This is a genomic window from Clostridium algoriphilum (assembly GCF_020443705.1).
Taxonomy (GTDB): Bacteria; Bacillota; Clostridia; order Clostridiales; family Clostridiaceae; genus Clostridium_AD; species Clostridium_AD algoriphilum.
Genome location: NZ_JAIZZK010000002.1, coordinates 125,256 through 147,349, shown reverse-complemented (window position 1 = coordinate 147,349; position 22,094 = coordinate 125,256). Strand labels below are relative to the sequence as shown.

General features: G+C 29.6%; 24 protein-coding genes. 4 read left to right on the top strand and 20 right to left on the bottom strand.

The genetic code is table 11. The features are described 5' to 3' along the window. From LGK95_RS02945 to LGK95_RS02925, 5 genes are all read right to left on the bottom strand, one after another. Complete coding sequence (locus LGK95_RS02945; RefSeq protein ID WP_226122042.1) at positions 1-1,191, bottom strand: DUF445 domain-containing protein; 1,191 nt, start codon at positions 1,189-1,191, stop codon at positions 1-3. 262 nt (positions 1,192-1,453) lie between these two features. Then, positions 1,454-1,606, bottom strand: coding sequence for a hypothetical protein (locus tag LGK95_RS02940; protein ID WP_226122034.1), 153 nt, complete (start codon positions 1,604-1,606; stop codon positions 1,454-1,456). Between the two features lie 189 nt (positions 1,607-1,795). Next, entirely contained in the window at positions 1,796-2,194 is a 399-nt protein-coding gene (locus tag LGK95_RS02935) for a hypothetical protein (RefSeq protein WP_226122033.1), read from the bottom strand. A 333-nt stretch (positions 2,195-2,527) separates the two neighbouring features. Then, a complete protein-coding gene (locus LGK95_RS02930; protein ID WP_226122031.1) occupies positions 2,528-4,378 on the bottom strand; it encodes a BppU family phage baseplate upper protein in 1,851 nt (616 codons plus the stop codon). A 15-nt stretch (positions 4,379-4,393) separates the two neighbouring features. Further along, the gene (locus tag LGK95_RS02925; protein WP_226122029.1) at positions 4,394-4,918 is read right to left on the bottom strand and encodes an N-acetylmuramoyl-L-alanine amidase; all 525 of its coding nucleotides are present in this window, start codon (positions 4,916-4,918) and stop codon (positions 4,394-4,396) included. A gap of 254 nt (positions 4,919-5,172) precedes the next feature. Here LGK95_RS02925 and LGK95_RS02920 point away from each other — a divergent pair, with 254 nt between their 5' ends. Further along, positions 5,173-5,559 carry a DUF4883 family protein gene (locus tag LGK95_RS02920; protein WP_226122027.1) on the top strand — a complete coding sequence of 129 codons (387 nt, stop codon included), beginning with the start codon at positions 5,173-5,175 and terminating at the stop codon, positions 5,557-5,559. A gap of 140 nt (positions 5,560-5,699) precedes the next feature. Here LGK95_RS02920 and folK read toward each other — a convergent pair whose 3' ends face one another. From folK to LGK95_RS02890, 6 genes are all read right to left on the bottom strand, one after another. Further along, the gene (folK, locus tag LGK95_RS02915) at positions 5,700-6,515 is read right to left on the bottom strand and encodes a 2-amino-4-hydroxy-6-hydroxymethyldihydropteridine diphosphokinase (RefSeq protein ID WP_226122025.1); all 816 of its coding nucleotides are present in this window, start codon (positions 6,513-6,515) and stop codon (positions 5,700-5,702) included. 31 nt (positions 6,516-6,546) lie between these two features. Beyond that, positions 6,547-7,353 (bottom strand): dihydropteroate synthase, encoded by an 807-nt coding sequence (gene folP / locus LGK95_RS02910; protein WP_226122023.1) that lies wholly within the window; start codon positions 7,351-7,353, stop codon positions 6,547-6,549. 56 nt (positions 7,354-7,409) lie between these two features. Further along, a complete protein-coding gene (locus LGK95_RS02905) occupies positions 7,410-7,892 on the bottom strand; it encodes an HD domain-containing protein (protein WP_226122021.1) in 483 nt (160 codons plus the stop codon). A gap of 40 nt (positions 7,893-7,932) precedes the next feature. Next, complete coding sequence (locus tag LGK95_RS02900; protein WP_226122020.1) at positions 7,933-8,706, bottom strand: aminotransferase class IV; 774 nt, start codon at positions 8,704-8,706, stop codon at positions 7,933-7,935. Between the two features lie 67 nt (positions 8,707-8,773). Then, entirely contained in the window at positions 8,774-10,123 is a 1,350-nt protein-coding gene (gene pabB, locus LGK95_RS02895; RefSeq protein ID WP_226122018.1) for an aminodeoxychorismate synthase component I, read from the bottom strand. Between the two features lie 15 nt (positions 10,124-10,138). Continuing rightward, entirely contained in the window at positions 10,139-10,720 is a 582-nt protein-coding gene (locus LGK95_RS02890) for an anthranilate synthase component II (protein WP_226122016.1), read from the bottom strand. A 219-nt stretch (positions 10,721-10,939) separates the two neighbouring features. Here LGK95_RS02890 and LGK95_RS02885 point away from each other — a divergent pair, with 219 nt between their 5' ends. Beyond that, positions 10,940-11,773, top strand: a complete 834-nt coding sequence (locus LGK95_RS02885; protein ID WP_226122014.1) for a PHP domain-containing protein — start codon at positions 10,940-10,942, stop codon at positions 11,771-11,773. A gap of 266 nt (positions 11,774-12,039) precedes the next feature. Here the strand turns inward: LGK95_RS02885 and LGK95_RS02880 are convergent, their stop codons facing one another. The 3 genes from LGK95_RS02880 to LGK95_RS02870 form a co-directional block, all read right to left on the bottom strand. Next, positions 12,040-13,446: an aminopeptidase gene (locus tag LGK95_RS02880; RefSeq protein ID WP_226122012.1), complete on the bottom strand. Its 1,407-nt coding sequence runs from the start codon at positions 13,444-13,446 to the stop codon at positions 12,040-12,042. Between the two features lie 118 nt (positions 13,447-13,564). Next, positions 13,565-14,485, bottom strand: coding sequence for an HPr(Ser) kinase/phosphatase (gene hprK, locus LGK95_RS02875; RefSeq protein ID WP_226122010.1), 921 nt, complete (start codon positions 14,483-14,485; stop codon positions 13,565-13,567). 44 nt (positions 14,486-14,529) lie between these two features. Then, on the bottom strand, positions 14,530-14,697 hold the full coding sequence (locus tag LGK95_RS02870; RefSeq protein WP_226122307.1) for a DUF896 domain-containing protein: 168 nt from the start codon (positions 14,695-14,697) through the stop codon (positions 14,530-14,532). 335 nt (positions 14,698-15,032) lie between these two features. Between LGK95_RS02870 and LGK95_RS02865 the strand changes: the two genes are divergently transcribed. Further along, positions 15,033-15,209: an aspartyl-phosphate phosphatase Spo0E family protein gene (locus LGK95_RS02865; protein WP_226122008.1), complete on the top strand. Its 177-nt coding sequence runs from the start codon at positions 15,033-15,035 to the stop codon at positions 15,207-15,209. Between the two features lie 29 nt (positions 15,210-15,238). Here LGK95_RS02865 and LGK95_RS02860 read toward each other — a convergent pair whose 3' ends face one another. Then, positions 15,239-15,637, bottom strand: coding sequence for a hypothetical protein (locus LGK95_RS02860; RefSeq protein ID WP_226122006.1), 399 nt, complete (start codon positions 15,635-15,637; stop codon positions 15,239-15,241). A 239-nt stretch (positions 15,638-15,876) separates the two neighbouring features. Continuing rightward, complete coding sequence (locus LGK95_RS02855; protein WP_226122003.1) at positions 15,877-17,052, bottom strand: FprA family A-type flavoprotein; 1,176 nt, start codon at positions 17,050-17,052, stop codon at positions 15,877-15,879. A 345-nt stretch (positions 17,053-17,397) separates the two neighbouring features. Here LGK95_RS02855 and LGK95_RS02850 point away from each other — a divergent pair, with 345 nt between their 5' ends. Further along, positions 17,398-18,234: an SDR family oxidoreductase gene (locus LGK95_RS02850; protein WP_226122001.1), complete on the top strand. Its 837-nt coding sequence runs from the start codon at positions 17,398-17,400 to the stop codon at positions 18,232-18,234. Between the two features lie 173 nt (positions 18,235-18,407). Here LGK95_RS02850 and nadC read toward each other — a convergent pair whose 3' ends face one another. The 4 genes from nadC to def all read right to left on the bottom strand — a co-directional run bounded on the left by nadC (position 18,408) and on the right by def (position 22,073). Beyond that, positions 18,408-19,244, bottom strand: coding sequence for a carboxylating nicotinate-nucleotide diphosphorylase (nadC, locus tag LGK95_RS02845; RefSeq protein ID WP_226122000.1), 837 nt, complete (start codon positions 19,242-19,244; stop codon positions 18,408-18,410). Then, positions 19,225-20,526 carry an L-aspartate oxidase gene (locus LGK95_RS02840; RefSeq protein ID WP_226121999.1) on the bottom strand — a complete coding sequence of 434 codons (1,302 nt, stop codon included), beginning with the start codon at positions 20,524-20,526 and terminating at the stop codon, positions 19,225-19,227. Before LGK95_RS02840 ends, nadC begins: the two co-directional genes overlap by 20 nt. A 10-nt stretch (positions 20,527-20,536) precedes the next feature. After that, the gene (nadA, locus tag LGK95_RS02835; protein ID WP_226121997.1) at positions 20,537-21,445 is read right to left on the bottom strand and encodes a quinolinate synthase NadA; all 909 of its coding nucleotides are present in this window, start codon (positions 21,443-21,445) and stop codon (positions 20,537-20,539) included. Between the two features lie 157 nt (positions 21,446-21,602). Beyond that, positions 21,603-22,073, bottom strand: a complete 471-nt coding sequence (gene def / locus LGK95_RS02830; RefSeq protein ID WP_226121996.1) for a peptide deformylase — start codon at positions 22,071-22,073, stop codon at positions 21,603-21,605. Between the last annotated feature and the right edge of the window lie 21 nt (positions 22,074-22,094).

Below are 22,094 nucleotides of genomic sequence, written 5' to 3'. Positions count from 1 at the left end.
CTACACTCCTATACTATACTTAATAATAAACATTAAAATACCAACTATACCACCTACAAGAGAACCATTAATTCTTATCAACTGTAAGTCATTTCCAACATTTGATTCTATTAATTCAATTAGCATAGTATCAGTGTATTTATTAAGATTTTCCTTAACTGTTTTACTTATATTTTTATGTTCATTATCTATTAGTTTATTTAATATATTTTTGAGAAACACATCTACTTTTCTTTGAAGATCAACATTTTTATTTATTTCAAATAACCAATTTTTTATGATGAGAAAAAGCTTGTCATATAAGATATTATTCTCAAAAAATATGATACTTGATTTTTCAATCATAATGTTTATGTATTCTTCAACCTTAACATTTTCTAATAAATCAATTTTAAGGCTCTCAATTTTAGTTTTATAATTATTATTTTTCTCAAAATTATCTACCTTAGCATATAACCACTGCTTTAGCATTAACCTACTTTCATTATCATCCTTTCTCATATTAATTAGAAACTTTTCAATCTTTTGTGTTATATCAGATGCTAAATCATTATTACTGCCCTTAAATTTATCAATAATTCTTTTTTTTATATTCCCATGCTCATAAGAGGATCGTGTATCATCTATGAACTTAATAAGTATATTTTTAAAATCTTTGCTTTTAGAAAATAATATTAATTCACCTAAGATAAAATTTAAAACTTTATCCTCATATTCAGTTTTTAAAGAAATTTTCATAACTGAAACAATTAATTTATGTAAATTAAATTCTTTCAAACTTTTTATAGTAAATTTAGAAATAATTCTTTTGATCTCGCTTCTGTCAATATTATTATTCTCAATTATAACCTTAAGTACCGTCTTTATATCTTCTAATTCATTATTATTCTTTACAAATTTAATTGCGATTTCTGAAATATTGTACTCATTAAGTAATTTCTTTAAAGTCTCCTTAGTTAATAACTCCTCACTCACCATATTAGATAGACCATCAAAAATATTTTGCTTGTTTTTAGGAATTGTTTTCTTTAATAGTTTGTTAATACCCCACCAGTCAGCGAAACCACCGATCATCGAACCACAGCTCCCACTATACACAATCCCTCCTACAAAGGTTTTATGGAATGGATAACTAAGGACATAAATAGTAGAAGCTAATATTAATATTAATGTTGCTTTATAACGATTCACTTTGATAACCCTACTTTCTTCACATATTTTATTTTTAACAAAGTTAATAATATTTACAATTACAATTTATATTATAACATTGTATTCAATTCTATTAAAATAGTAATCTTTTGGCACTAGTATCAACGTTAATTCCTTCACTTTTATTATTTTAATTTCATTAATTCCCTTTCCTGCCATAAGTGATATAAATGATTATGTTTTATCTAAAAAAACAAATAAACCTTGCTCCTAAAAATGGGCAAGGTTATCTTTTGTGTTGCTAAGTTTTATTTGCTTTGAAAGTCATAGCCGTGATAAACATTATTGGAGCTATAACAGTTAACAGAGGTGCCATACTGCCACCAAATTCAAATATAAAATTCAAGCTCCAAATGAACACTACTATTGCGCCAATCCAACGTAAAAAAGCCATTATAAAACACTTCTCTTTCCCATACACATTTGTATATTAAGTAAATATCTTTAAATATTATATTGACCTAAATTCAGATATATTATTCCTGCAACCTTCTCAAGTGTTATAGTAACTACTTTATAAACTTCTACCTCAACTTCGCTGCCCATTTATTCAATATATGTAATATTATTTCAATCTCTCTTTCTATTTTTCATTTACATATTTTCTTATAATTTCTTGGACTCTGCATTCTACGCCAAATTTATAGTGTGCTTGTTTATCTGTTGAAGGAGTACCTTTAACCTCCCATAAATCTCTAAGTGCTTGTAACAATTCTTTCTTTTGTTGATTTAAAGTTCCACTTGAGTTTTCACTACTCAATGTCATTTCATCCGTATTAATAAACCAACCTCTTCCACTTTCAACTGCTCCCTCACAATCATGCATTCCTAAAAAGTCAAAATCAAATTCTATAGCTCTGTCAACATCATTTTCTTCATTTTCGCAAGTTTTTCTAACAATACCTGTATCCCCTATTTTCATGCATCCACCACTAGGTTTATTTACTGTTATAACTATTTCATCACCATTTTTAAAACCCATATCTATTCCTCCTCAAAATATATAACGTAATACTTAGTTCCATGTTTTCGTTTCCATTTAAATATACTTTGTTGACTTTTTAACTTTATTCTACTATATTGCTAGACATTTTGGAACTTATAACCACGAATAAATCGTATTTACAGTAATTAATTATTAATTATTAACTATATGTTCATCATTTGCAACAAATTGATATTCTAACTCTATTATATACTCATTAATCAAATATTTGAAAGTTAAATAAAAAGATTTAGCCTAAGCTAAACCTATTTTTCTTGTATTATTCTTTGTAATACTCAGTAGATTATAACATTACTATACTTTTTAATTTTATTGCACTATATAAACATAAGTTTCATTAATCACATTAGCAGTTAATTTAACAGTAAATCCTGAATTATTAATTGTTATATTTGGTGCTAGAGTAGCATTTTCTATATGCTTTACCCCTAAAAAATTATTTGAAAATACTTGAACTAAAGCAGGTTTATATTTAATAGTAATTTGTCTATTAGTAGTTCCATCCCCAGTATACAATCCATTGGTTGTTTTCCTAGTACTTGGTACACAAGAATCTAAATTATTATAAGATAAGAAGTCTCCTATAATATCTAGATTAATATTATGATTTTTTACTATATTGCCACTACGTTTAATAGCCGTGAAATTAGATGCAGGGCTATTTATTATACCACGAACGTTAACTCCATCATAAACAGCCCGCTTATTATCTAGCCTAAGTAGACTATAACATTTTGTATCAGCTCTACATATGTTACTCGCATTTACATGTATATCTAAATTGTCACCTCCTGCATTAAAGTAAAATACATCTTTGTAGACATCTTGTATATTTGCTTTAATAGTAAGATTATTATATTTACCTGTACAATGAACAATTTTATTAGAGTAACTATCTATACCCTCATTACATATTTTCTTGCCTGATACATTTAGCTCAATATTAACATTATCACAACCATGTAATATTATTAATGCTTCGCGCACATTACCAACGTGATAATGAATATTATTACTTACTATACAATTTCTAACATAACCATCGATATATGTTGTTGAACCTTCCAATTGATTTCCAGTTATAAGCACTCCACTAAGATTCATTTTATTTGAACCTACATTATTTAATATGGTACATGGGGAATAGTGTACACGATTTTCTCTAAATATAAAACCTCTAAAGCCACTTTTATACGTTTGAGTATTTTCAACACTCGAAACAAATACTTTAAGCATTGGGAAATCAGCCTTTATTATTTGATAACGTATAGCATAAAATGCACTAAATTCAATTATTACTCCTCTTCCTCTTGTTTCAACTACAGTCTCGACTTCTGAAATGTAACAGTTTCTAATTGTGATATCAAAGTCAGCCATGTTGCTCGGTCTTTCATCTTTAAATAGAAAAGTATTTGCAACTTGAATCCCTGCACCTTGTAATCGAAGTGAATCAAAATGAACGCCATCACATTGTACTGATATTGCTTTCTTAGAACTAAATTTAATAAATGAATGAACCATCCCTGTTCCTAACAGCTTTAAATTAGCCTTACCACTCGGAATAGTAAGGCTTGTAACCTTATAAAAAGAACCAGTTGATGGAAAAAATATAACACCGGTACTAGATGCTTTATTAATACATTCTTGAATAGCTAGAGTATCGTTTGTAATTCCATCACCCTTTGCTCCAAAATCTAATACGTTAACAATTAAATCATATTCTCTAATTTTTTTAATTCCATAATCAATTTCATTTTGTTTTGCCTTATCAATATCTGCATCGAATATTTCATGAGTATTATTTTCTATAACTGTAAAGTTGAATGAAACTGATGTTATAATTCTCCCGTTATCATCATAAATTATTATCTCTGTTGCTACAATTCCAACACAACTTACTACTTGTGGTTCTAATAAATAACTTATATTTCCACATAAAGCATTATATATTAGACAATTCTCTAATATTTTTGTCGTATCAGGTTTTTTAAAATATATCCTTGCAGTTGAACCTGTCAGGTTATAATCTATAGAATTGTAGTACAATGTTATTAAAAATCTATGACTATTAATATCATTTTTTTCAATATTAATATTGTTGTTAACATTTATTCTGTTTGCTAAATCTATGTTAATAATATGGTCAATGTTTCTGAACAATTACATCATTCCTTTTTATTCTTTTTCATGAACAAAACTTCCTGTTAACCCAGCTACTATAGCATTAGCTATGTTTTCTGCATTAAATATTTCCATATCCTCTTTGGAATCAACAAATCCACCTTCCACAAGTATTGCAGGCATTTTGGTGTTTTTTAGTACATACAGAAAGCTCCCCTCCTTCACACCTCTATTAATATAGCCTAATGCTGCTATCTCATTCACAACTCTTCGAGCAATTTTTTTACCTGATTCTGATATTGCAAATACTTCTGTTCCACGTCCCCCACCACCATTAAAGTGGATAGACACATAAAAATCTACCTTTTCTTCATTTGCAATATTTGTCCTTCTATAAAGTGAATTACTTAAACTAGAATCAGAACTAGGGGTGCAGTACACAACTTCATGCTTAAGTTGTTTTAGTTTTTCCATAACCTTAACACCAACCTCTTTATTTAACTCATCTTCATTTTTAATACCTACATACCCAGTGTCTCCTGGTTGGCAATTATGTCCAATATCTACTCCGTATTTCAAAAAAAGCCCCTCCTTTATCTGAATTTTCATTGTATTCATATTTTTAAGCTCTTATTTTAAATTATGCTAATGTCGCCATTTTGTGTACTAAAAGATAACTAATCAACATATTTTATTTAAAGGAGCGTTAAAGGAGCGTTAAAGGATGTGATTACTTGAGTATTAATAAAAATAAATGTATTATAATCGTAATGTGTGTATTTTTCTCTTTAAGCCTCTTTGGCTGCAAATACGATTTTAATAAAAGCATTTATATGAAAAATAAGCCAACCAATTATTATTATACTAAGTTGTTAATGAAAGATCTATCTCTAGAAAAACCTGTTGAACTCTATACTCTATATATGAATTTTTATAAAAAGAAAGATTTTTCTAAAGATGATTTGTCTACCTTTATACAGTTTTTTAATTCGTTGAATAATGATAGCTTTATTGCTAAACCACCAAACTTGCCAGCTAAACCATTATATAAAATATTTTTAACTTTTAGTGTCAATAAATATGTTATAAATATATATAACGAAAATGTTATTTCCATATATCCATGGGATGGCGACTACAGCATGGATTATATTGACACAAGTAAAATGTACAAAGCATATAATCTCTTTGGACTATGCAAATACCTTATACCTAAATAAGGTATAAGGTATTTGTTTTTTTACAAGTATTTTGTTATGCCTATAAATAAACACATTAGCAAATTAAATTCAACATATAAACTTCTTAGTGAATTCATGTAACTTGTTAGGAAGAATTTAAAAAAGGAAATAAAAGCTTATTATGCTTCTATTTCCTTTTTAATTTGAATTATAGTTTTATTTAAAATTGGGTGTACAACATAAGGTGCTATATCACTGAGCGGCTCTAATACAAACATTCTTTCCTGCATTCTTGGATGAGGTAATATTATTTCGTCTATTGAACTAATTATATTATCATACAATAACACATCTAAATCTACTGTTCTAGGACCCCATCTTATAACTCTCTCACGTTTTAATTCTTTTTCTATAGATAACAGAAATCTTACAAGTTCTAGGGGAGTTAAAAGTGTTTTTATTTCGATAGCGCAATTTAAGAAGTCCTCTTGTTCTAGGTACCCTACAGGCTTAGTTTCATAAAGTTTTGATTTCTTAGTTATCTTTGTATGATAAGATTTACTTATGAGCTCTAATGCCATCTCTACATTTTTTTCTTTATCACCCATATTCCCACCTACTCCAATATACGAAGTATGCCAACATCTATCGATTTCAACTGCTGCATATCGAAGGGATTTTCCTATAGGGGCCCAAGGTTTTTTGATTGTAACCTTTACTCTTTGAACTAAATTGTATTTTAAAAGTATAAATTCAGCTATTTTTTCAGTTGCTTTTTCTATTAAATCATAGCTTTCCTTCTTAAATTCTTCCTCTATAAGGTTGCAAAGCTCACCATAATGAACTGTTTTTGTTATATCATCAGTGGTGCCTGCTTCTCTTAAATTAATAAATAGCTCCAAAGATATTAAGAAACGTTGTCCTAAGGTTTTTTCCTCTTGAAAAACACCATGGTTGGCATAAATTTCTAAATCTTTTATATACATTTTGTCCATAGTTTTATCTCCTTTATAAGTGAATATTTATTCACCCTCTACAGATAGCGTCTGTTATAGCGCAAACTCTTTTATTCTCTTTTATATCATGCACTCTTATAAATTCGCAACCCTTCATTATCCCTATAGCTGTAGTTGCCAGTGTCCCCTCAAGCCTTTCACTAGTAGGTAAATCTTGTGCAACTCCTAACATAGATTTTCTTGAGGTTCCAAGGAGTACTGGATACCCTAAACTATTTAGTTTTTCTAGGTTATTCATGGTTTTTAAATTATCCTCATAGCTTTTCGCAAAACCAATTCCTGGGTCTAATATAATATTTTCTTTTTTAACGCCTGCATTTAGTGCAACTGTTATACTTTCTTCTAAATCTTTTAATACATCGAAAATTAAATCATCATAATTCTTATTATCTCTATTATGCATTAAACAGCAAGGGACATTATATTTAGCCGCAACAAGTGCAATATAGGGGTCCTTCTTAAACCCCCATATATCATTAATCATATCTGCCCCTGCCTCAATCGCCAGTTCTGCAACTTTCCCTTTATATGTATCCACAGAAATAGGGACATCCAATTCCTTCTTTAAAGCCTTTATAATAGGTATCACTCTTTCAATTTCTTCTGCCTCACTAACAACTGAGTGCCCTGGTCTTGTAGATTCTCCACCAATATCAATAATATCAGCTCCCTGCTCAACCATTATCTTCGCATGATTTATTGCTGATTGAACATCATTAAATTTTCCCCCATCAGAGAATGAATCAGGAGTAACATTTAATATTCCCATTATGTAAGTCCTTTTACCTATTTCAAAACATTGGTTTCCTATTTTCATATCTTTCCTCCTAAAAAATCTAACATACCATGTATACTAAATTATGCATTATGTTTCTAGTATGTTATCTTCATATTTTTCTTCTCTTGTGGCCATTTACATCCAACTCTTGCTGTGCAATGATTACAATTTCTTGAAAGCTTGTCACCTTTATATAATAAGTCGCTTAACACATTAAAACTTTCAGTATCGTTTCTATGGTTTCCTATAGCATATAGGATTTTATCTATTTCTTCATCAGCATATGTGCACTGATGTAATATTTTTTTAGAAATACTCACACTAGCAATATTATGAGCAGTACCATTTTCATACTGTTCTCCTCTACCTATATCATGCAAAAGTGCAGTTGTATAAATTATATATTTGGGTATAGATAAATCATTTTCTAAACTAATTATGTACATAAGTCGTGCCACATCTAAAAAGTGTTGCATATCATGCAAACAATATTTTCTATTTTTTTCTAGCTCTTCTATTTTGCTTAGGTTATTCTGAAAGCTTTGATTTTTTATAATATCATTTATTTTGTCATCCATTAAGTTAATATTTATGGTTTCCACCCCTTTAGAGTAGCCTTTATTCCTTATAATTGTCTACGTATATATCATAATACCTTTTTATTTCAGATACAACTGCGCTTTCTTTAATAACCCTATCGTCGATTTTATTAACTTTCATTATACCCATAATGCTATTAGTTATAAATACGCCTTCAGCTTCCAACAATTCGCCATATGTAAACTCTCCCTCTTTCAGCTCAAATCCTATAGAAGATGAATACTTAATAACAAACTCTCGCACAATACCTGGTAATAGCCCGCATTTAATTTTTGGTGTAAATATAATTCCATTTTTTATAAAAAATATATTACTTACAGCACCTTCACTTAAAAATCCCTCCGTGTTTAGAAACAAGGCTTCGTTATATCCTTTGTTTATAATTTTATCACGTTCAATTATATTTTCCACATAATTAAAGGATTTAACATAAGTCAAGTTGGAATATGCATTCCGCCTAACCTCACTTAATCCTAAGGAAAACCCTCCATCATAGTCACTATGTTTATATGGAATTTGTCTTGTAGTAAATATCGTATTTTTTTCAGATACCATGATTTTTAGCACGCAATTTTTACAATTTAGTTTTAGAACAGCAGCATAGATTTCTTCTTTTGTAATTTTTTTATCTACATTCAGTGTAATAAGTCCAATATTTAGCCTTTTGATATGGGACCCAAGAAGTATTGGTTTTTCTTTAACTAATATAGTCTCAAATACTCCTCTACCAAAGAAAAACCCGCTATCCAAAGATATCTCATCTTCTTTTAAATTATCATTTATCAATATCATATTACCCTTTTAAGGTGCAATTACTCTTCTAGAGTGCAACCACCCTACCTAGGGTACCACCTCCTATTTATAAAACTCTCATCAGCGCCATTGCTTTATCTAAGGTTTCATCATATTCAAGTTCTTCCTTAGAATCCCAAGTTATTCCTCCCCCTACACCAAAATAAGCTTTATGGTCTTTTATTAAAATTGTTCTAATAATTATGTTTAAATCTACATTCCCATCAAACCCCAAATACCCAAGAGACCCAGTATATATATTTCTCCGTACAGACTCTAATTCCTCAATAATTTCCATGGAACGTATTTTAGGTGTACCTGTTATCGAACCTCCAGGAAAACACGCCTTAATACATTCTATTGAACCTACCTGCTCTTTTAACTCACCTACTACTGTAGATTCTAAATGAAAGACTGTACTATACTCCTTTAATTTAAAAAGTTCCGTTACTTTTACAGAATTAGGCTTGCAGACTTTACTTAAATCATTTCGCTCTAAATCCACAACATTTAGAAGTTCAGCTTTATCCTTTTCACTATTTATTAATATGTTTTTATTTTTAAGGTCTTCCTCTTCACCTATCCCCCTTGGCATGGTTCCCTTTATAGGTCTAGTTTCTACCTTTCTATCCACTATACTTAAAAATCTTTCTGGGGATGAGCATAGTATATTAAAATCCCCGAAATTCATAAATGCAGCAAATGGAGCAGGGTTTATATATCTTAAATCTTTGTATATCTCATATGCACTTTTACTAATGCTACAACTAAATCTTTGAGATAAATTAGTAATATATATATCTCCACTTTTTATAAACTCTCTTACTTTTGATATGGTATTTATGTATTTGTTTCTTTCAAAACTTGAAGTAAATTTATTTGTTATGTTTCCAACTTTTTCATATGTAACTTTATTACCTTTTAGAATACGTCTCTTAATACCGCAAATACTGTCTTTCTGAGATTTAAGCATCCCTAATGCCGATATATATGTAATTTTTTCCAAGTTATCTAATATAATTATATTGTCATAAAAATTGAAATAACAGCATGGAATATCTATATCCTCCATTGCTATATTAGGTAACTCTTCAAGTTCTCTACCCAAGTCATAAGAAAAATATCCTATACCACCAGATACAAAGGGTAAATTAGTATTATTTTCTAAAGTGAATTCCTTTAAAATTTTATTTAACTCTGTAAAAGTATCACCTGCATATTCCTTTTCGTTCTTGTAGCACTTACCATTTTTACTTTTAAATGTTATAAAGCAATTTACACCTATGAAAGAATATCTTCCCAAGGTTTCTTCATCTCTTGCACTGTCTAACAATACGGTATTTGTATCTTCCTTAAATAGAGAATATATATCAAAGCCATCAAGTTTAGTTTGAAGTTTTTCAATTACAAGCTGCATTTTATCTCCTTAGTCTTAAATATTTTTTATTTTTACTTCATTAATAAAATTTTGCAATATTTCATGTCCATATTCCGTAAGCTCTGCTTCAGGATGAAACTGTAACCCTTCAATAAGATAATTTTTATGTCTTATTCCCATTATAACTCCATCTTCAGTTTCACTAGTTATCTCTAGTACCTCTGGCAAGGTTTCCTTTTCTATTAATAAGGAATGGTACCTTGTAACCCTCATTGGACTCATAATATTCTTAAACACATATTTTCCACAATGGTTAATTTTAAATACCTTTCCATGAACTGGTTCAAATCCTTGAATAATATTGGCACCAAATACCTTACCAATAATTTGATGCCCTAAGCATATTCCCAAAATAGGTATACTCTCCTTGAAATGCTCTACTATTTCCATGCAGTTGCCTGCACATTCTGGATATTTTGGACCAGGTGAAATTATTATGGCTTCTGGCTTAATTCTCTCAATATCCTTCAATGTAATTTTATCGTTTCTATATACTAATACTTTTTCACCGAGCTCTTCAAAGTATCTAACAAGGTTGTATACAAATGAATCATAATTGTCTATCATCAAAAACATAAACGATCTCCTATCCTCTTATAATTACCTATTATATCAAATAGTTTCAACAAAATCATTAGGATTTAAATATTGAAACTGGCTACAATATTTTATAGTCGCTCCTAATAACACGTATTAAATATTCATTAATAATAATTATTTATTACATACCCCTTTAAATATTGACCATTATTAGGTAAAATGGTAATAGTAAAACTATAAATTTGAGGTGATTAAATGTACAATCGAGGTGATTTCCATCTTCATACAAATGCATCTGATGGAAAACTAAGTCCTAAAGAATTAATCCACGAAGCTTCTTTGAGTGGTCTTGATATTATTGCAATAACAGATCATGACACTACATTAAATGTTGAAGAAGGAATTAGGGAAGGTATAAATAATAATATTAGGGTAATACCTGGTATAGAATTATCTACTATTCATAACAATGAGAGCATACATGTTCTAGGATATTTCAAAGATGATAAGTATAAAGATCCAGATTTTCAAAGTTTTTTAAAGGATATAGATGATTTTAGATTATCTAGAGGTAAAAAGATAGTAGAAAATCTAGATACATTTTTCAAGATAAAATTAGACTACCAGAAGGTTTTAGATGAAGCCAAAGGTGTAGTTGCTAGGCCCCATATAGCTAAAGCAATAATTGATGCTGGTTATAAATATGATTGGAAATATATATTTGATAATTTTCTTTCAAATGATAGCCCTGCATATGTTCATATGAAGAGAATTTCAACAGCTGATGGAATAAGCATATTAAAGAAAGTTAATGCATTAGCTGTACTTGCACACCCTGTGCTAATTAAAAAAACTCCTATAGATGAAATGTTAGGCCTTAATTTTGATGGTATAGAAGCGGTGTATCCAATAAACACAAAAAAACAAAAATCTTTTCTAAAATTAAAAGCAAAGGAATACGGCAAGTTAATTACTGCAGGTTCTGATTTTCATGGAATTACAAAATCAGATACCAAACATGGCATTGTTGGTTCAGTTTCTTTAAGTAATGAAGAACTAGCCGCCTTTGTAAATGCATTAGACTCATAAAAAGGAGATATTTTCACATCTCCTTTTTATTTTCTAATTAGGAAATTATATAATTTCCTTCCTTTAGTATGGTAAAGAAAGTATATATTACGTAAAATACATTTGAACAAGCGTTAATAATTCTTACTTATTTTATGAAAGATACGTTAATAAAAGTAAATGTTTGAGCTCTCGCGAGTTTTTACTTTTTAGTATCTTTCAATAAAGTTAGTTTAGAATTACTTATCGAAGAGAAATGGATTTATAATAATCTATACTTTCTTATTCTAAATTTCTAACAAAAATGCTTCATAAGCTTTTAGTGCTTCATATATATCTGCTTTACTTGAAATTTCCCATGGTGCATGCATGTTATGAAGAGCAACACCTGAATCAATAACCTGCATACCATACTCAGCTAAAATATATGCTATAGTACCTCCGCCGCCTTGATCCACTTTTCCAAGTTCTGATGTTTGCCATGAGACATTATGTTTTTCCATTATAGTTCTAAGCTCTGCAATAAATTCTGGGTTAGCATCATTACATCCGCTTTTTCCGCGAGCTCCAGTATATTTGTTTAAAACTATGCCTTTTCCAAAGTATGCGGCATTACGTTTTTCCATTACTAAAGGGTAGTTTGGATCAAATGCAGCACTTACATCCGACGATAACATTTTAGAATTTGATAATGATCTTCTAACTTTTAGCTCACTATAATCGCCCATTAAATTAACAACTTCAGCTACTGTATTTTCAAAGAATTTTGATTGCATTCCCGTTGCACCAATGCTTCCAACTTCTTCTTTATCTACAAGTAAAACAATACAAGTTTTGTCTGTTTTCTTCATATTCATTAATGCAGCATATGAAGTATATGCACAAACTCTATCATCTTGTCCGTAAGCCATAATCATACTGCTGTCTAATCCATAGCTTCTAGCGCGCCCTGCAGGTACTACTTCTAATTCCGATGATACAAAATCTTCTTCATCTATATCATATTTATCATTTAAAAGTCTTAATATATTTAACTTAACTCTATTTTTAGCATCTTTATCTTCTATTGGTATACTGCCTATAAATACGTTTAAGTCTTCACCCTCAATACCTTTGTCTAATGTCTTCTTCATCTGATCAGCAGATAGATGAATTAGAAGGTCTGAAATTCCAACTACTGGTTCTTTTTCATCTTCTCCTATAACTATATTTACTATTGTTCCATCTTTCTTAACCACAACACCATGGATAGCTAAAGGAAGTGTTACCCATTGATACTTTTTAACTCCACCATAATAATGTGTTTTTAATAATGCTAGATCCGAATCCTCATATAATGGGTTTTGTTTTAAATCAAGTCTTGGTGAATCAATATGCGCCCCCAAAATCTTAAAACCCTTTTCAATTGGCTCAGAACCGATTAAAAATAATGCTAATGTTTTACCCATGTTGCTCGCATAAACTTTATCACCAGCTTTTAATTTACTACCATTATTTATATAAGTGTCAATATCTGTGTAGCCGTTTTTTTCAGCGAGTGATATAAACTCATTTACACACTCTCTTTCAGTTTTGCATTTTGATATAAAATCAATATATTCATCAGACAATGCAAATACCTTTTTAACATCATTTCCAGTATATTTGTCCCAAGCTACTTCATATTTTTTTTCTAAATTTTTAACATCAGACATATTTAATTCCTCCCTACGACGAATATTTTCCACATTTACCATCTTACTAAATTTTTACTAAAATTACAATTAATAAAAATCATTACAAATATTAAATATTTTACTAATTTATCTTTTATTACTTATTACGTGCTTTGGTTACTTCCTCTATTCTTTTATTTATAGTTTCAACAGGAGTTATGGTAGAATTTAGACTATATATATAATTAGCCGCAGCCGCTTCAATAATTACTGCTATATTTCTTCCTGGTCTAACTGGCAATGTTATTTTTCTCAAAGGTACATTTAAAACATCCATAAACTGATTATCTATACCCAGCCTATCGTATTCTTCATTCTCGTTCCACTGAGTAAGCGAAACGAATAAACTAATAGTCTTAGCATTTAAAACTGAACTCATACCATAAATTGCTGGAATATCAATTATTCCCATACCTCTTACCTCAAGCATCCCTGAAGTTATGTATGGACAATTGCCATGCAAAACGCCATCAATTTCTTTAATATCTACTGCATCATCTGCAATTAATCTATGACCCCTCTTTATTAGCTCTAATGCACATTCACTCTTACCTATCCCACTCTCTCCAGTTAATAATATGCCTATACCATAAACATCCAATAAGACGCCGTGAAGCCTAGTTTCTGGAGCTAACTTAGTATCTAAGTAATTTGTTAGCTTACTAATAAATCTTGTTGAAATTAATTTTGTTCGTAAAACCCATCGTCCATTTTCAGTAGCTGCCTTTACAACTTCCTTGTGAGGTTGCAAATGCCTAGTAAAAATAACACAAGGTGTATCAAGTTTAAAATATTTGTTTAATCGTTTTTTTCTAAGGTCCGGCTCCATACAATCTAAAAAACTCCACTCTGCCATGCCAATTAATTGAACTCTCTTATTATCAAAATACTCGTAAAACCCTGCAATTTGTAGTCCCGGTCTATTAATATCACTAATATTAATTAGTTTACCCTTTTCTCCTTCTACTAAAACCTCTAGTTTAAAATATTCTATTAGTTCCTCTATAGTAACAGCCATTAAAATTCCCCATTTCTACTATTTTATAAATTTGTTATTCACTTTTATACTTTTTTTATTGTATCAAGTTGAGATCTAAAATTTCTTTTAACATTTTCTACATATCTTTTCCTTAATTCTTGTTGCTCTACTTTCTCTTCCTCTGTAAGCTTATCCTCTTTACTTTTTTTATAAAGGTAATTTATTCTGCTTGTTAATTCATCCATACTAATAATATCACTCCTACAATAATTCTATTTTTTTATTAATTTTAAAATTTTAATCATAAATAGTATAAAACAAACATACTCTATTATTTACATAATAACATAAGAAAATTAAGACTTTTTTCGTCATTTACATATCTTACCAAATAGCTTTTTTCAACATCTGAGTGGGTTTTCATGGTACAATTTACCATATATTTTCACTTTATCCCCATATATTATAGTATATTTTGTATTTTCTTACATTATCATGGCTAACAAAAAATTTAACATAGATTGAATAATATGGTATTATGTATTTACTTCACAAATACTAAATTAAGTGGAAGAGGTGTAAATATATGAATATAAAACTAAGAATTATAAACAAGGAATTAGAATCATTAAGAGCTATATTACATTTTTTATTAAATTTTAAAAAACCTACGGATAAAATGGTTGTATCATGTAGTCAGCAGTTAGATGAAGTTATAGTTAAATATCAGAAAGTTAAAGCCACCTCGAAAAAAGTGGCTTAGCAAAACCACTTTTCAGTATATATATATAATCAAAAATCCAATTCCATTAAAATATCATCAATCTCAACATTTGAATCTTCTGCATAAAATACAACAGCGAATTCATTAAACTCATATGCATCTTGCGAAATATCACAACCAATGAATTCGTATTCAATTTCCAATTCTTCCGCACATTCTTCCATAATGTCTTCAACATTATCTGCTGAAATATCACTTAGGTAAGGCAGAAAAAATTCTTCATACCATTCTTCTTTGTTTTGTTTAAAATCACCCTCTTCATTTGCATAGGATGTAGCCGCTTGCATTTCTACATCATCATAATAGTATTTGAATTTCAGTGCTATGGTTCCCTTTTTATATTGGATTTCAGATATATCACTTAATTCATTTTTATTTAAAAAATCAATTATATATTGTTTTTTCAAATACATCCCCTCCATAAATCATTTACGATTTAATATTCTATATATAGATTCTCACTATATAAAGTGTACAACAGTATTATTTTATATACTCATCATTTTATTCCTACATTAGTGTATTTTTAATTACTTATAAAAAAAAAATTTCACTATGTAAGTGAGATTTCTTTTTTATATTATTTAATCTATCTTATTTACTCTAACCTGAGTCTTAAACAAATCTAAAATACCAAAATATAATTTTATTTTAGTAATTGCAAAAACTCTTCCACAAATTTATCAGCTTGCTCATATTCTTTGTTGTCTGGAACAAATTTAAACTTAAATCCTTCCTCTACAACTTTAAATTTTAAAGACTTTAATCTTTGTGTAAGCATAGGAACACCTTCTCCACTCCACCCATATGATCCGAAGGCAGCTGCAATTTTGCCTCTATTAGTAATTGGACATACAAGAGATAAAACATCCCATGCAGGCTTTACAGCATCTTGATTAATGGTTGGAGAACCAATCATTATCCCTGAAGCTTTTTCAATTAATGGTATAATTTCACCTAAATCCATAGATGTTATTTCATGAGCTTCGGCTTTTATGCCCTTATCATTAATTTTTTTAGCAATATATTTCCCAATAATTTCAGTATTACCATAAGCTGAAATATAAAAAATTTGAATATTTTTTTCTTTAATTTCCTCAACCTTAGCCCATTTTCTATAAAGGTCTACATACATTTTAATGTCTTCTATATGAATAGGTCCATGGCTTGGTGCTACCATATCTAACTCTAAATCTTTAATTTTATCTAAACCTGAATTAACAAATTTTTTAAATGGTCCCATTATAACATCAAAGTAATATCTCATTTCTTCAAAATAATCACCTGAGCAAGAATCAGTTATACAATTAGCTGGTGAATAGTGACACCCCATTACATCACAGGTAAATAATATTTTCTGTTCCTTCACATATGTAAACATTGTATCTGGCCAATGTAAATTTGGTGCAGAAATAAATTGTAATGTATTTTTACCGAGTGAGAGTTCTCCCACTGCCGGTTTACTAATAAATTCTTTGTTTGTTATTTCTTTTAAATATATTATAGCAGCTTTTGAAGCAACAATAACAGCTTCTGGGTAAACTTCTAATAGTCTACCTAAAGAACCACTATGATCTAGTTCAGTATGTTGAACTATTATATAATCAACTTTTCTTTCTCCAATAATACCTTTTATTTTACTTAAAGATTCATCAAAAAAACCGTTTTTAACAGAATCTACTATAGCCACTTTTTCATCATCTATTAGATATGAATTATAAGTAGTTCCTTTTTTTGTTTCCATTATAATATCAAATACCTTAAGCTTAGGATCATTTACCCCAATCCAATAAATATTGTCTTTTAGTTTTGTTGTTTCCATATTATAAATCCTCCTTGTAGTTCTCTTAGTAGATAAGAGATCATTATTGCTATCCCCTATATATATATATATATCATTTTAATCATATTAGATATATTATATTTTACCACATTTCCCAAATGCATTCAACTAATAACAATTGTTAACTGACATGCATTTTATGTATGTAATGCTCTATTTTTTTTAGTCTCTAACCTATAATCTAGAGCAATACCTACAAAAGAAAACTTCCGATTTTTATTATCTCCAAATATCATTAAAATTAACATAGTAAATTGCAAAATTCCTTAATAATAATGATACTGCATCATATACTTTAATAGCATGAAATTTTAGGAGGTATCTATGAAAATTTTAATAACTGGTGCAAAAGGTAATATTGGAACTTATCTTTGTAACGCACTTTCAAAATCACATACTATATATGGCCTAGATAAAACTGAACTTAACATAGTGGACAAATTAGCTACTGAAAAAACACTGGAATTATTAAAACCTGATGCTATAATTCATACTGCAGCCATAACAAATAAATATATTTGCGAGTATAATGAAACTTTAGCTTATGAAACAAACACAGTGGGAACTTTAAATATTTCCAAATGTTGTAATGCACTTAATATACCCCTAATATACTTATCTAGCACCGATGTGTACGGCGATACTTATACATCACCCTGCAGCGAAGTTGATGACTGTAGTCCAATAAATGCCTATAGCAAGAGTAAATTAGGTGGAGAGGAAATAATCCAAACTATCTGTAATAAATATTTCATTATTCGTAGCTCAACTATATATGGTGGTAATGATTGTTTTGTAAAAAAGCTCATAAATGGGAAACATACAGCAATTTATCTATTTTCAAATCCCACTATTTCTATAACTTATATTGAAGATTTAACTAATGTCCTTCAAAAACTCTTAGCCACTGACAAATATGGAGTTTATAATTACACAAATGAAGGATGTCTATCAAAATCAATGCTAATAGACAGTATAATTAAATTCAGTAATCTTAATGTTCCGCTCATTGTTAGTTCAGACAAACTTTTATCTAATATTATAAAGGAGCCTAAGTATACCGCTGTAAATACTTCTCGTATAAAAAAATCATTTGGTATTGAGATTCCTGCTTGGACTGATAGACTAAAAGAATATATTGATAAGTGCCTTAAAGTTTAAGTTTTTAAGTTTTCTTTATATGTAAAACAACAAAAGTATATATTGCTTCCAATGCGTTCACGTCACCAAATAAGGCTAGTTCAACCGCATTTATCACAATATATACTTTTGTTATAATACTATATAAACATATTTTATGTTTTAGATTTGCAATATAACATGTCGCAAGTACCTTAACTATTAACTAAATTTTTCATACTTAAATCTAAAACCTTATACGAATGTGTTAACGCCCCTACAGATATATAATCAACTCCGCAGCTTGCTACTATTGAAATATTGTCTATTGTTATATCTCCAGATGCCTCAACTAAAGCTTTTTTATTAATTATCTCTACGGCTTTTTTCATATCTAAAACATCCATATTATCTAGCATTATAATATCTGCCTTAACTTCTAAAGCTTCATTTACTTGCTTTAAAGATTCTGTTTCAACTTCAATTTTTTTAACAAAGGAAACATTATCACGTATAATATTAACTGCCTCCTTTATTCCTCCAGCAGCACTTATATGATTTTCTTTAATAAGAACACCATCAGAAAGGTTGTCCCTATGATTACAACCCCCACCAATTTTTACAGCGTATTTTTCAAATATTCTCATGTTAGGTGTAGTTTTTCTTGTATCCAATATTTTTACTCCACTACCCACTAACTTGTTCACGTAAGTTTTAGTTAATGTAGCAATGCCACTCATTCTTTGAAGATAATTTAATGCAGTTCTTTCTCCTGTTAATATATGTTTTGTTTTCCCACTTATTTTTGCTATGCATTCTCCCTCGGTAACTGCATCTCCATCACATTTTAGAAACTCCACATTAACTTCACCCAGTAACTTAAAAACTCTTTCAAACACAAGAAGCCCAGCAATTATTCCATTTTGCTTTGCTATTAAATCAACACTACAATTGCACTCATCTCTTATAATAAATTCCGTTGTAATATCATTTTGTGGTAGATCTTCTTTTATAGCATTTATGATAAGGCTATCAATAATTAACCAATTCATTCCTTATAGCCTCCCTCATTTTCTTAAATTCATCTATAACTATAGTTTTATTAATTACACTATAATTTTCAAAGGTCTCCATACCCTTTATATCTTTAAGGCTTAAAGATGCAATTTCACCAATGGACTCATTAATACATTTTGAGGCTCTTCTAGAAAAGACCAAAGCTTCTAATAGTGAATTACTTGCTAACCTATTTGCTCCATGTACTCCTGTGCAGCTTACCTCACCACAGGCAAACAAATGATCCATAGATGTTCTAGAAGATAAATCAACAGCAATTCCTCCCATATGATAATGTTGCACTGGTGTTACTGGAATTTTTTGCTTTGTAATATCTATACCACTTTCTAAACATTTTTTGTATATTCCTGGAAACCTATTTGTTATATAGTCTTTACCTTTAAATGAAATATCTAAATAAACATACGGTTTGCTGCTTTTTTCTTCTTCATCATAAACTGCCCTAGCAACTATATCCCTTGGTAAAAGCTCATCAACAAATCTTTTTCCATTTTCGTTTACTAGTTTGGCACCTTCACCTCTTAGAGACTCCGATATAAGAAACTTCTCACAATTGACCTTATCATCGTATAAAGCAGTTGGGTGAAATTGCACATAGTCTAAATCAGAGGTTTTAATATTATGCCTTAGTGCAATAGCTATCCCATCCCCTGTTAAGCTTCTCCTACTAGTTGAGTTCTTGAATAAACCCCCAATTCCACCTGTAGCTAAAATAGTCTCCTTAGAGTATATATTTATTCTTTCTTCTCCCTTAGTTACTACTCCGCCACAGCAGACATTATTATTAATAATGATATCAATAAGTGTAGTATTTTCAAATATTCTAACGTTCTTTTTATTTTTAAGTGCTTCTAGTAAAGATTCAAAAAGCTCTTTACCTGTTTCATCCTTGTTATGGACAATTCTATTTATGCTGTGAGCACCTTCCTTAGTATATCTTAGGCCTCCATTTTCTTTGTCAAAAGTTGTTCCATAATCGATTACTTCGTTAATATTATCTATAGATTCATATACTAAAGTTTTTACTGCTTCTACAGAATTTTTATACTTTCCTGCTTTTAAAGTATCTTGCACAAATAGATCATAATCCTTTTCATCTCTAGCTACTGAAATTCCACCTTGAGCTAATGATGTATTACATTTATCCACAGAATCTTTAGTTATTAAAAGTATATTTAAATTATCACTTAAATTTAAAGCGGAATATAGACCTGCTGCCCCTGTTCCAACTATTAATACGTCAACAATAATATCCATAATATTAATATCACCTCGTCATTTCATGCATCGCATTTAAACATTTATGCGCTGCTTGTCTTATATTTTCATCTACCGTTACCTCATGCTGGTTATTAAGAAGACTCATATAAACATCATTTAAAGTATTTTTCTTCATACTACAACATGTCATAGGTGTCTTTGGTGTTATAAATTGTTTATCGGGATTTTTATTTTTTAAGCTATAAAGTATACCTTCTTCAGTTACAATCAAATACTTTTGACAATTATCTTTTGTAGCAAAGTCAATTATCTCTCCAGTGCTTCCTATAAAGTCCGCAAGTTTTCTAACTTCTCTATTACATTCAGGATGAACTAAAACTTTTACGTGTTCATCTGCATTTTTAATATCCATAATTTCATCTACATTAACAAATTCATGCACACGACAAAAACCATTCCAAAAAATCATATTCTTTACGTGAGCTTGTTCATTTATATATTCACCTAAATTTTTATCTGGTATAAATATTACTTCATCACTATTTAATTTTTTAATTATCTTTAATGCATTAGAGGATGTACAGCATACATCACTTTCAGCTTTAACTTCTGCAGTTGAATTCATATAACATACAACCTTTGCTTTGGGATGTTCTTTTTTTAGTTCGCGAACATCCTCTCCGTTAATCATATCTGCCATAGTGCATCCAGCCTCTATATTAGGTAGTAGCACCGTTTTTTCTGGTGATAGTATTTTTGCACTCTCAGCCATAAACAATACACCGCAAAAAACTATGGTTTGCTCTTTACATTCTTTGGCTATTTTACTAAGATAATAAGAATCTCCAACGAAATCAGCTATCTCTTGAATATCATCATTCTGATAATAATGTGCTAAGATCAAAGCATTTTTTTCTCTCTTCAATTTCTGAATCTTTTCTTTTAAGTTCTGCATTTACTCATACACCCCTTTCTTTATATGTATACACTGATGTATATACACTAGCATTCCATATTATATTAACATTTGTAAAGAAAGAAATCAATGTATTCAAAAAATAAAAAAGACATGCCCTATGATATTAATAATCATGTGACATGTTCTTTATTTATTATTCCTGGTTTAGTTCATACATTTCCTCAGCTCTTGACATATAGAGTACTCCATCTAAATGATCTATCTCATGACAGAAAGCCCTTGCTAGTAACCCGGTCGCATTATATATTACTGGTTTCCCTTTAATATTAATTCCTTCAACTGTAACATCTGTAGGCCTAAAAACTTCACCTTCATATCCCAAATAACTTAAACACCCCTCATAATCCTTTTCATTTCCAGATTGCGCTGTTATTTTAGGATTTATAACTATTATTGGATCTTCTTCTTCCTCTCCTAAATCAATTAAGATAACCCTTTTTAAAATACCTATTTGTGGAGCAGCAAGACCTATTCCATTGCCCTCGTACAATGTATCCATCATATCATCAACCAAGTTCAGTATTTTTTTATTAACTTTTTCAACCTTTTCACAAGTAGTATTAAGATGTTTGTCCCCATATTGCAAAATTTTTCTAACCGCCATATGCATTCTCCTCTTCTTTAT

Excerpts from the sequence above, each read along its gene's own strand:
- LGK95_RS02865 (WP_226122008.1), top strand. The coding sequence starts at position 15,033 with ATGAATATAAAACTAAGAATTATAAACAAGGAATTAGAATCATTAAGA.
- LGK95_RS02840 (WP_226121999.1), bottom strand. The coding sequence starts at position 20,526 with ATGGATATTATTGTTGACGTATTAATAGTTGGAACAGGGGCAGCAGGT.
- LGK95_RS02920 (WP_226122027.1), top strand. The coding sequence starts at position 5,173 with ATGAAAAATAAGCCAACCAATTATTATTATACTAAGTTGTTAATGAAA.
- nadA (WP_226121997.1), bottom strand. The coding sequence starts at position 21,445 with ATGCAGAACTTAAAAGAAAAGATTCAGAAATTGAAGAGAGAAAAAAAT.
- LGK95_RS02880 (WP_226122012.1), bottom strand. The coding sequence starts at position 13,446 with ATGTCTGATGTTAAAAATTTAGAAAAAAAATATGAAGTAGCTTGGGAC.
- LGK95_RS02905 (WP_226122021.1), bottom strand. The coding sequence starts at position 7,892 with ATGGATGACAAAATAAATGATATTATAAAAAATCAAAGCTTTCAGAAT.
- hprK (WP_226122010.1), bottom strand. The coding sequence starts at position 14,485 with ATGGCTGTTACTATAGAGGAACTAATAGAATATTTTAAACTAGAGGTT.
- LGK95_RS02850 (WP_226122001.1), top strand. The coding sequence starts at position 17,398 with ATGAAAATTTTAATAACTGGTGCAAAAGGTAATATTGGAACTTATCTT.
- LGK95_RS02890 (WP_226122016.1), bottom strand. The coding sequence starts at position 10,720 with ATGTTTTTGATGATAGACAATTATGATTCATTTGTATACAACCTTGTT.
- folK (WP_226122025.1), bottom strand. The coding sequence starts at position 6,515 with ATGGACAAAATGTATATAAAAGATTTAGAAATTTATGCCAACCATGGT.
- nadC (WP_226122000.1), bottom strand. The coding sequence starts at position 19,244 with ATGAATTGGTTAATTATTGATAGCCTTATCATAAATGCTATAAAAGAA.
- pabB (WP_226122018.1), bottom strand. The coding sequence starts at position 10,123 with ATGCAGCTTGTAATTGAAAAACTTCAAACTAAACTTGATGGCTTTGAT.
- LGK95_RS02940 (WP_226122034.1), bottom strand. The coding sequence starts at position 1,606 with ATGGCTTTTTTACGTTGGATTGGCGCAATAGTAGTGTTCATTTGGAGC.
- def (WP_226121996.1), bottom strand. The coding sequence starts at position 22,073 with ATGGCGGTTAGAAAAATTTTGCAATATGGGGACAAACATCTTAATACT.
- LGK95_RS02935 (WP_226122033.1), bottom strand. The coding sequence starts at position 2,194 with ATGGGTTTTAAAAATGGTGATGAAATAGTTATAACAGTAAATAAACCT.
- LGK95_RS02885 (WP_226122014.1), top strand. The coding sequence starts at position 10,940 with ATGTACAATCGAGGTGATTTCCATCTTCATACAAATGCATCTGATGGA.
- LGK95_RS02855 (WP_226122003.1), bottom strand. The coding sequence starts at position 17,052 with ATGGAAACAACAAAACTAAAAGACAATATTTATTGGATTGGGGTAAAT.
- LGK95_RS02900 (WP_226122020.1), bottom strand. The coding sequence starts at position 8,706 with ATGATATTGATAAATGATAATTTAAAAGAAGATGAGATATCTTTGGAT.
- folP (WP_226122023.1), bottom strand. The coding sequence starts at position 7,353 with ATGAAAATAGGAAACCAATGTTTTGAAATAGGTAAAAGGACTTACATA.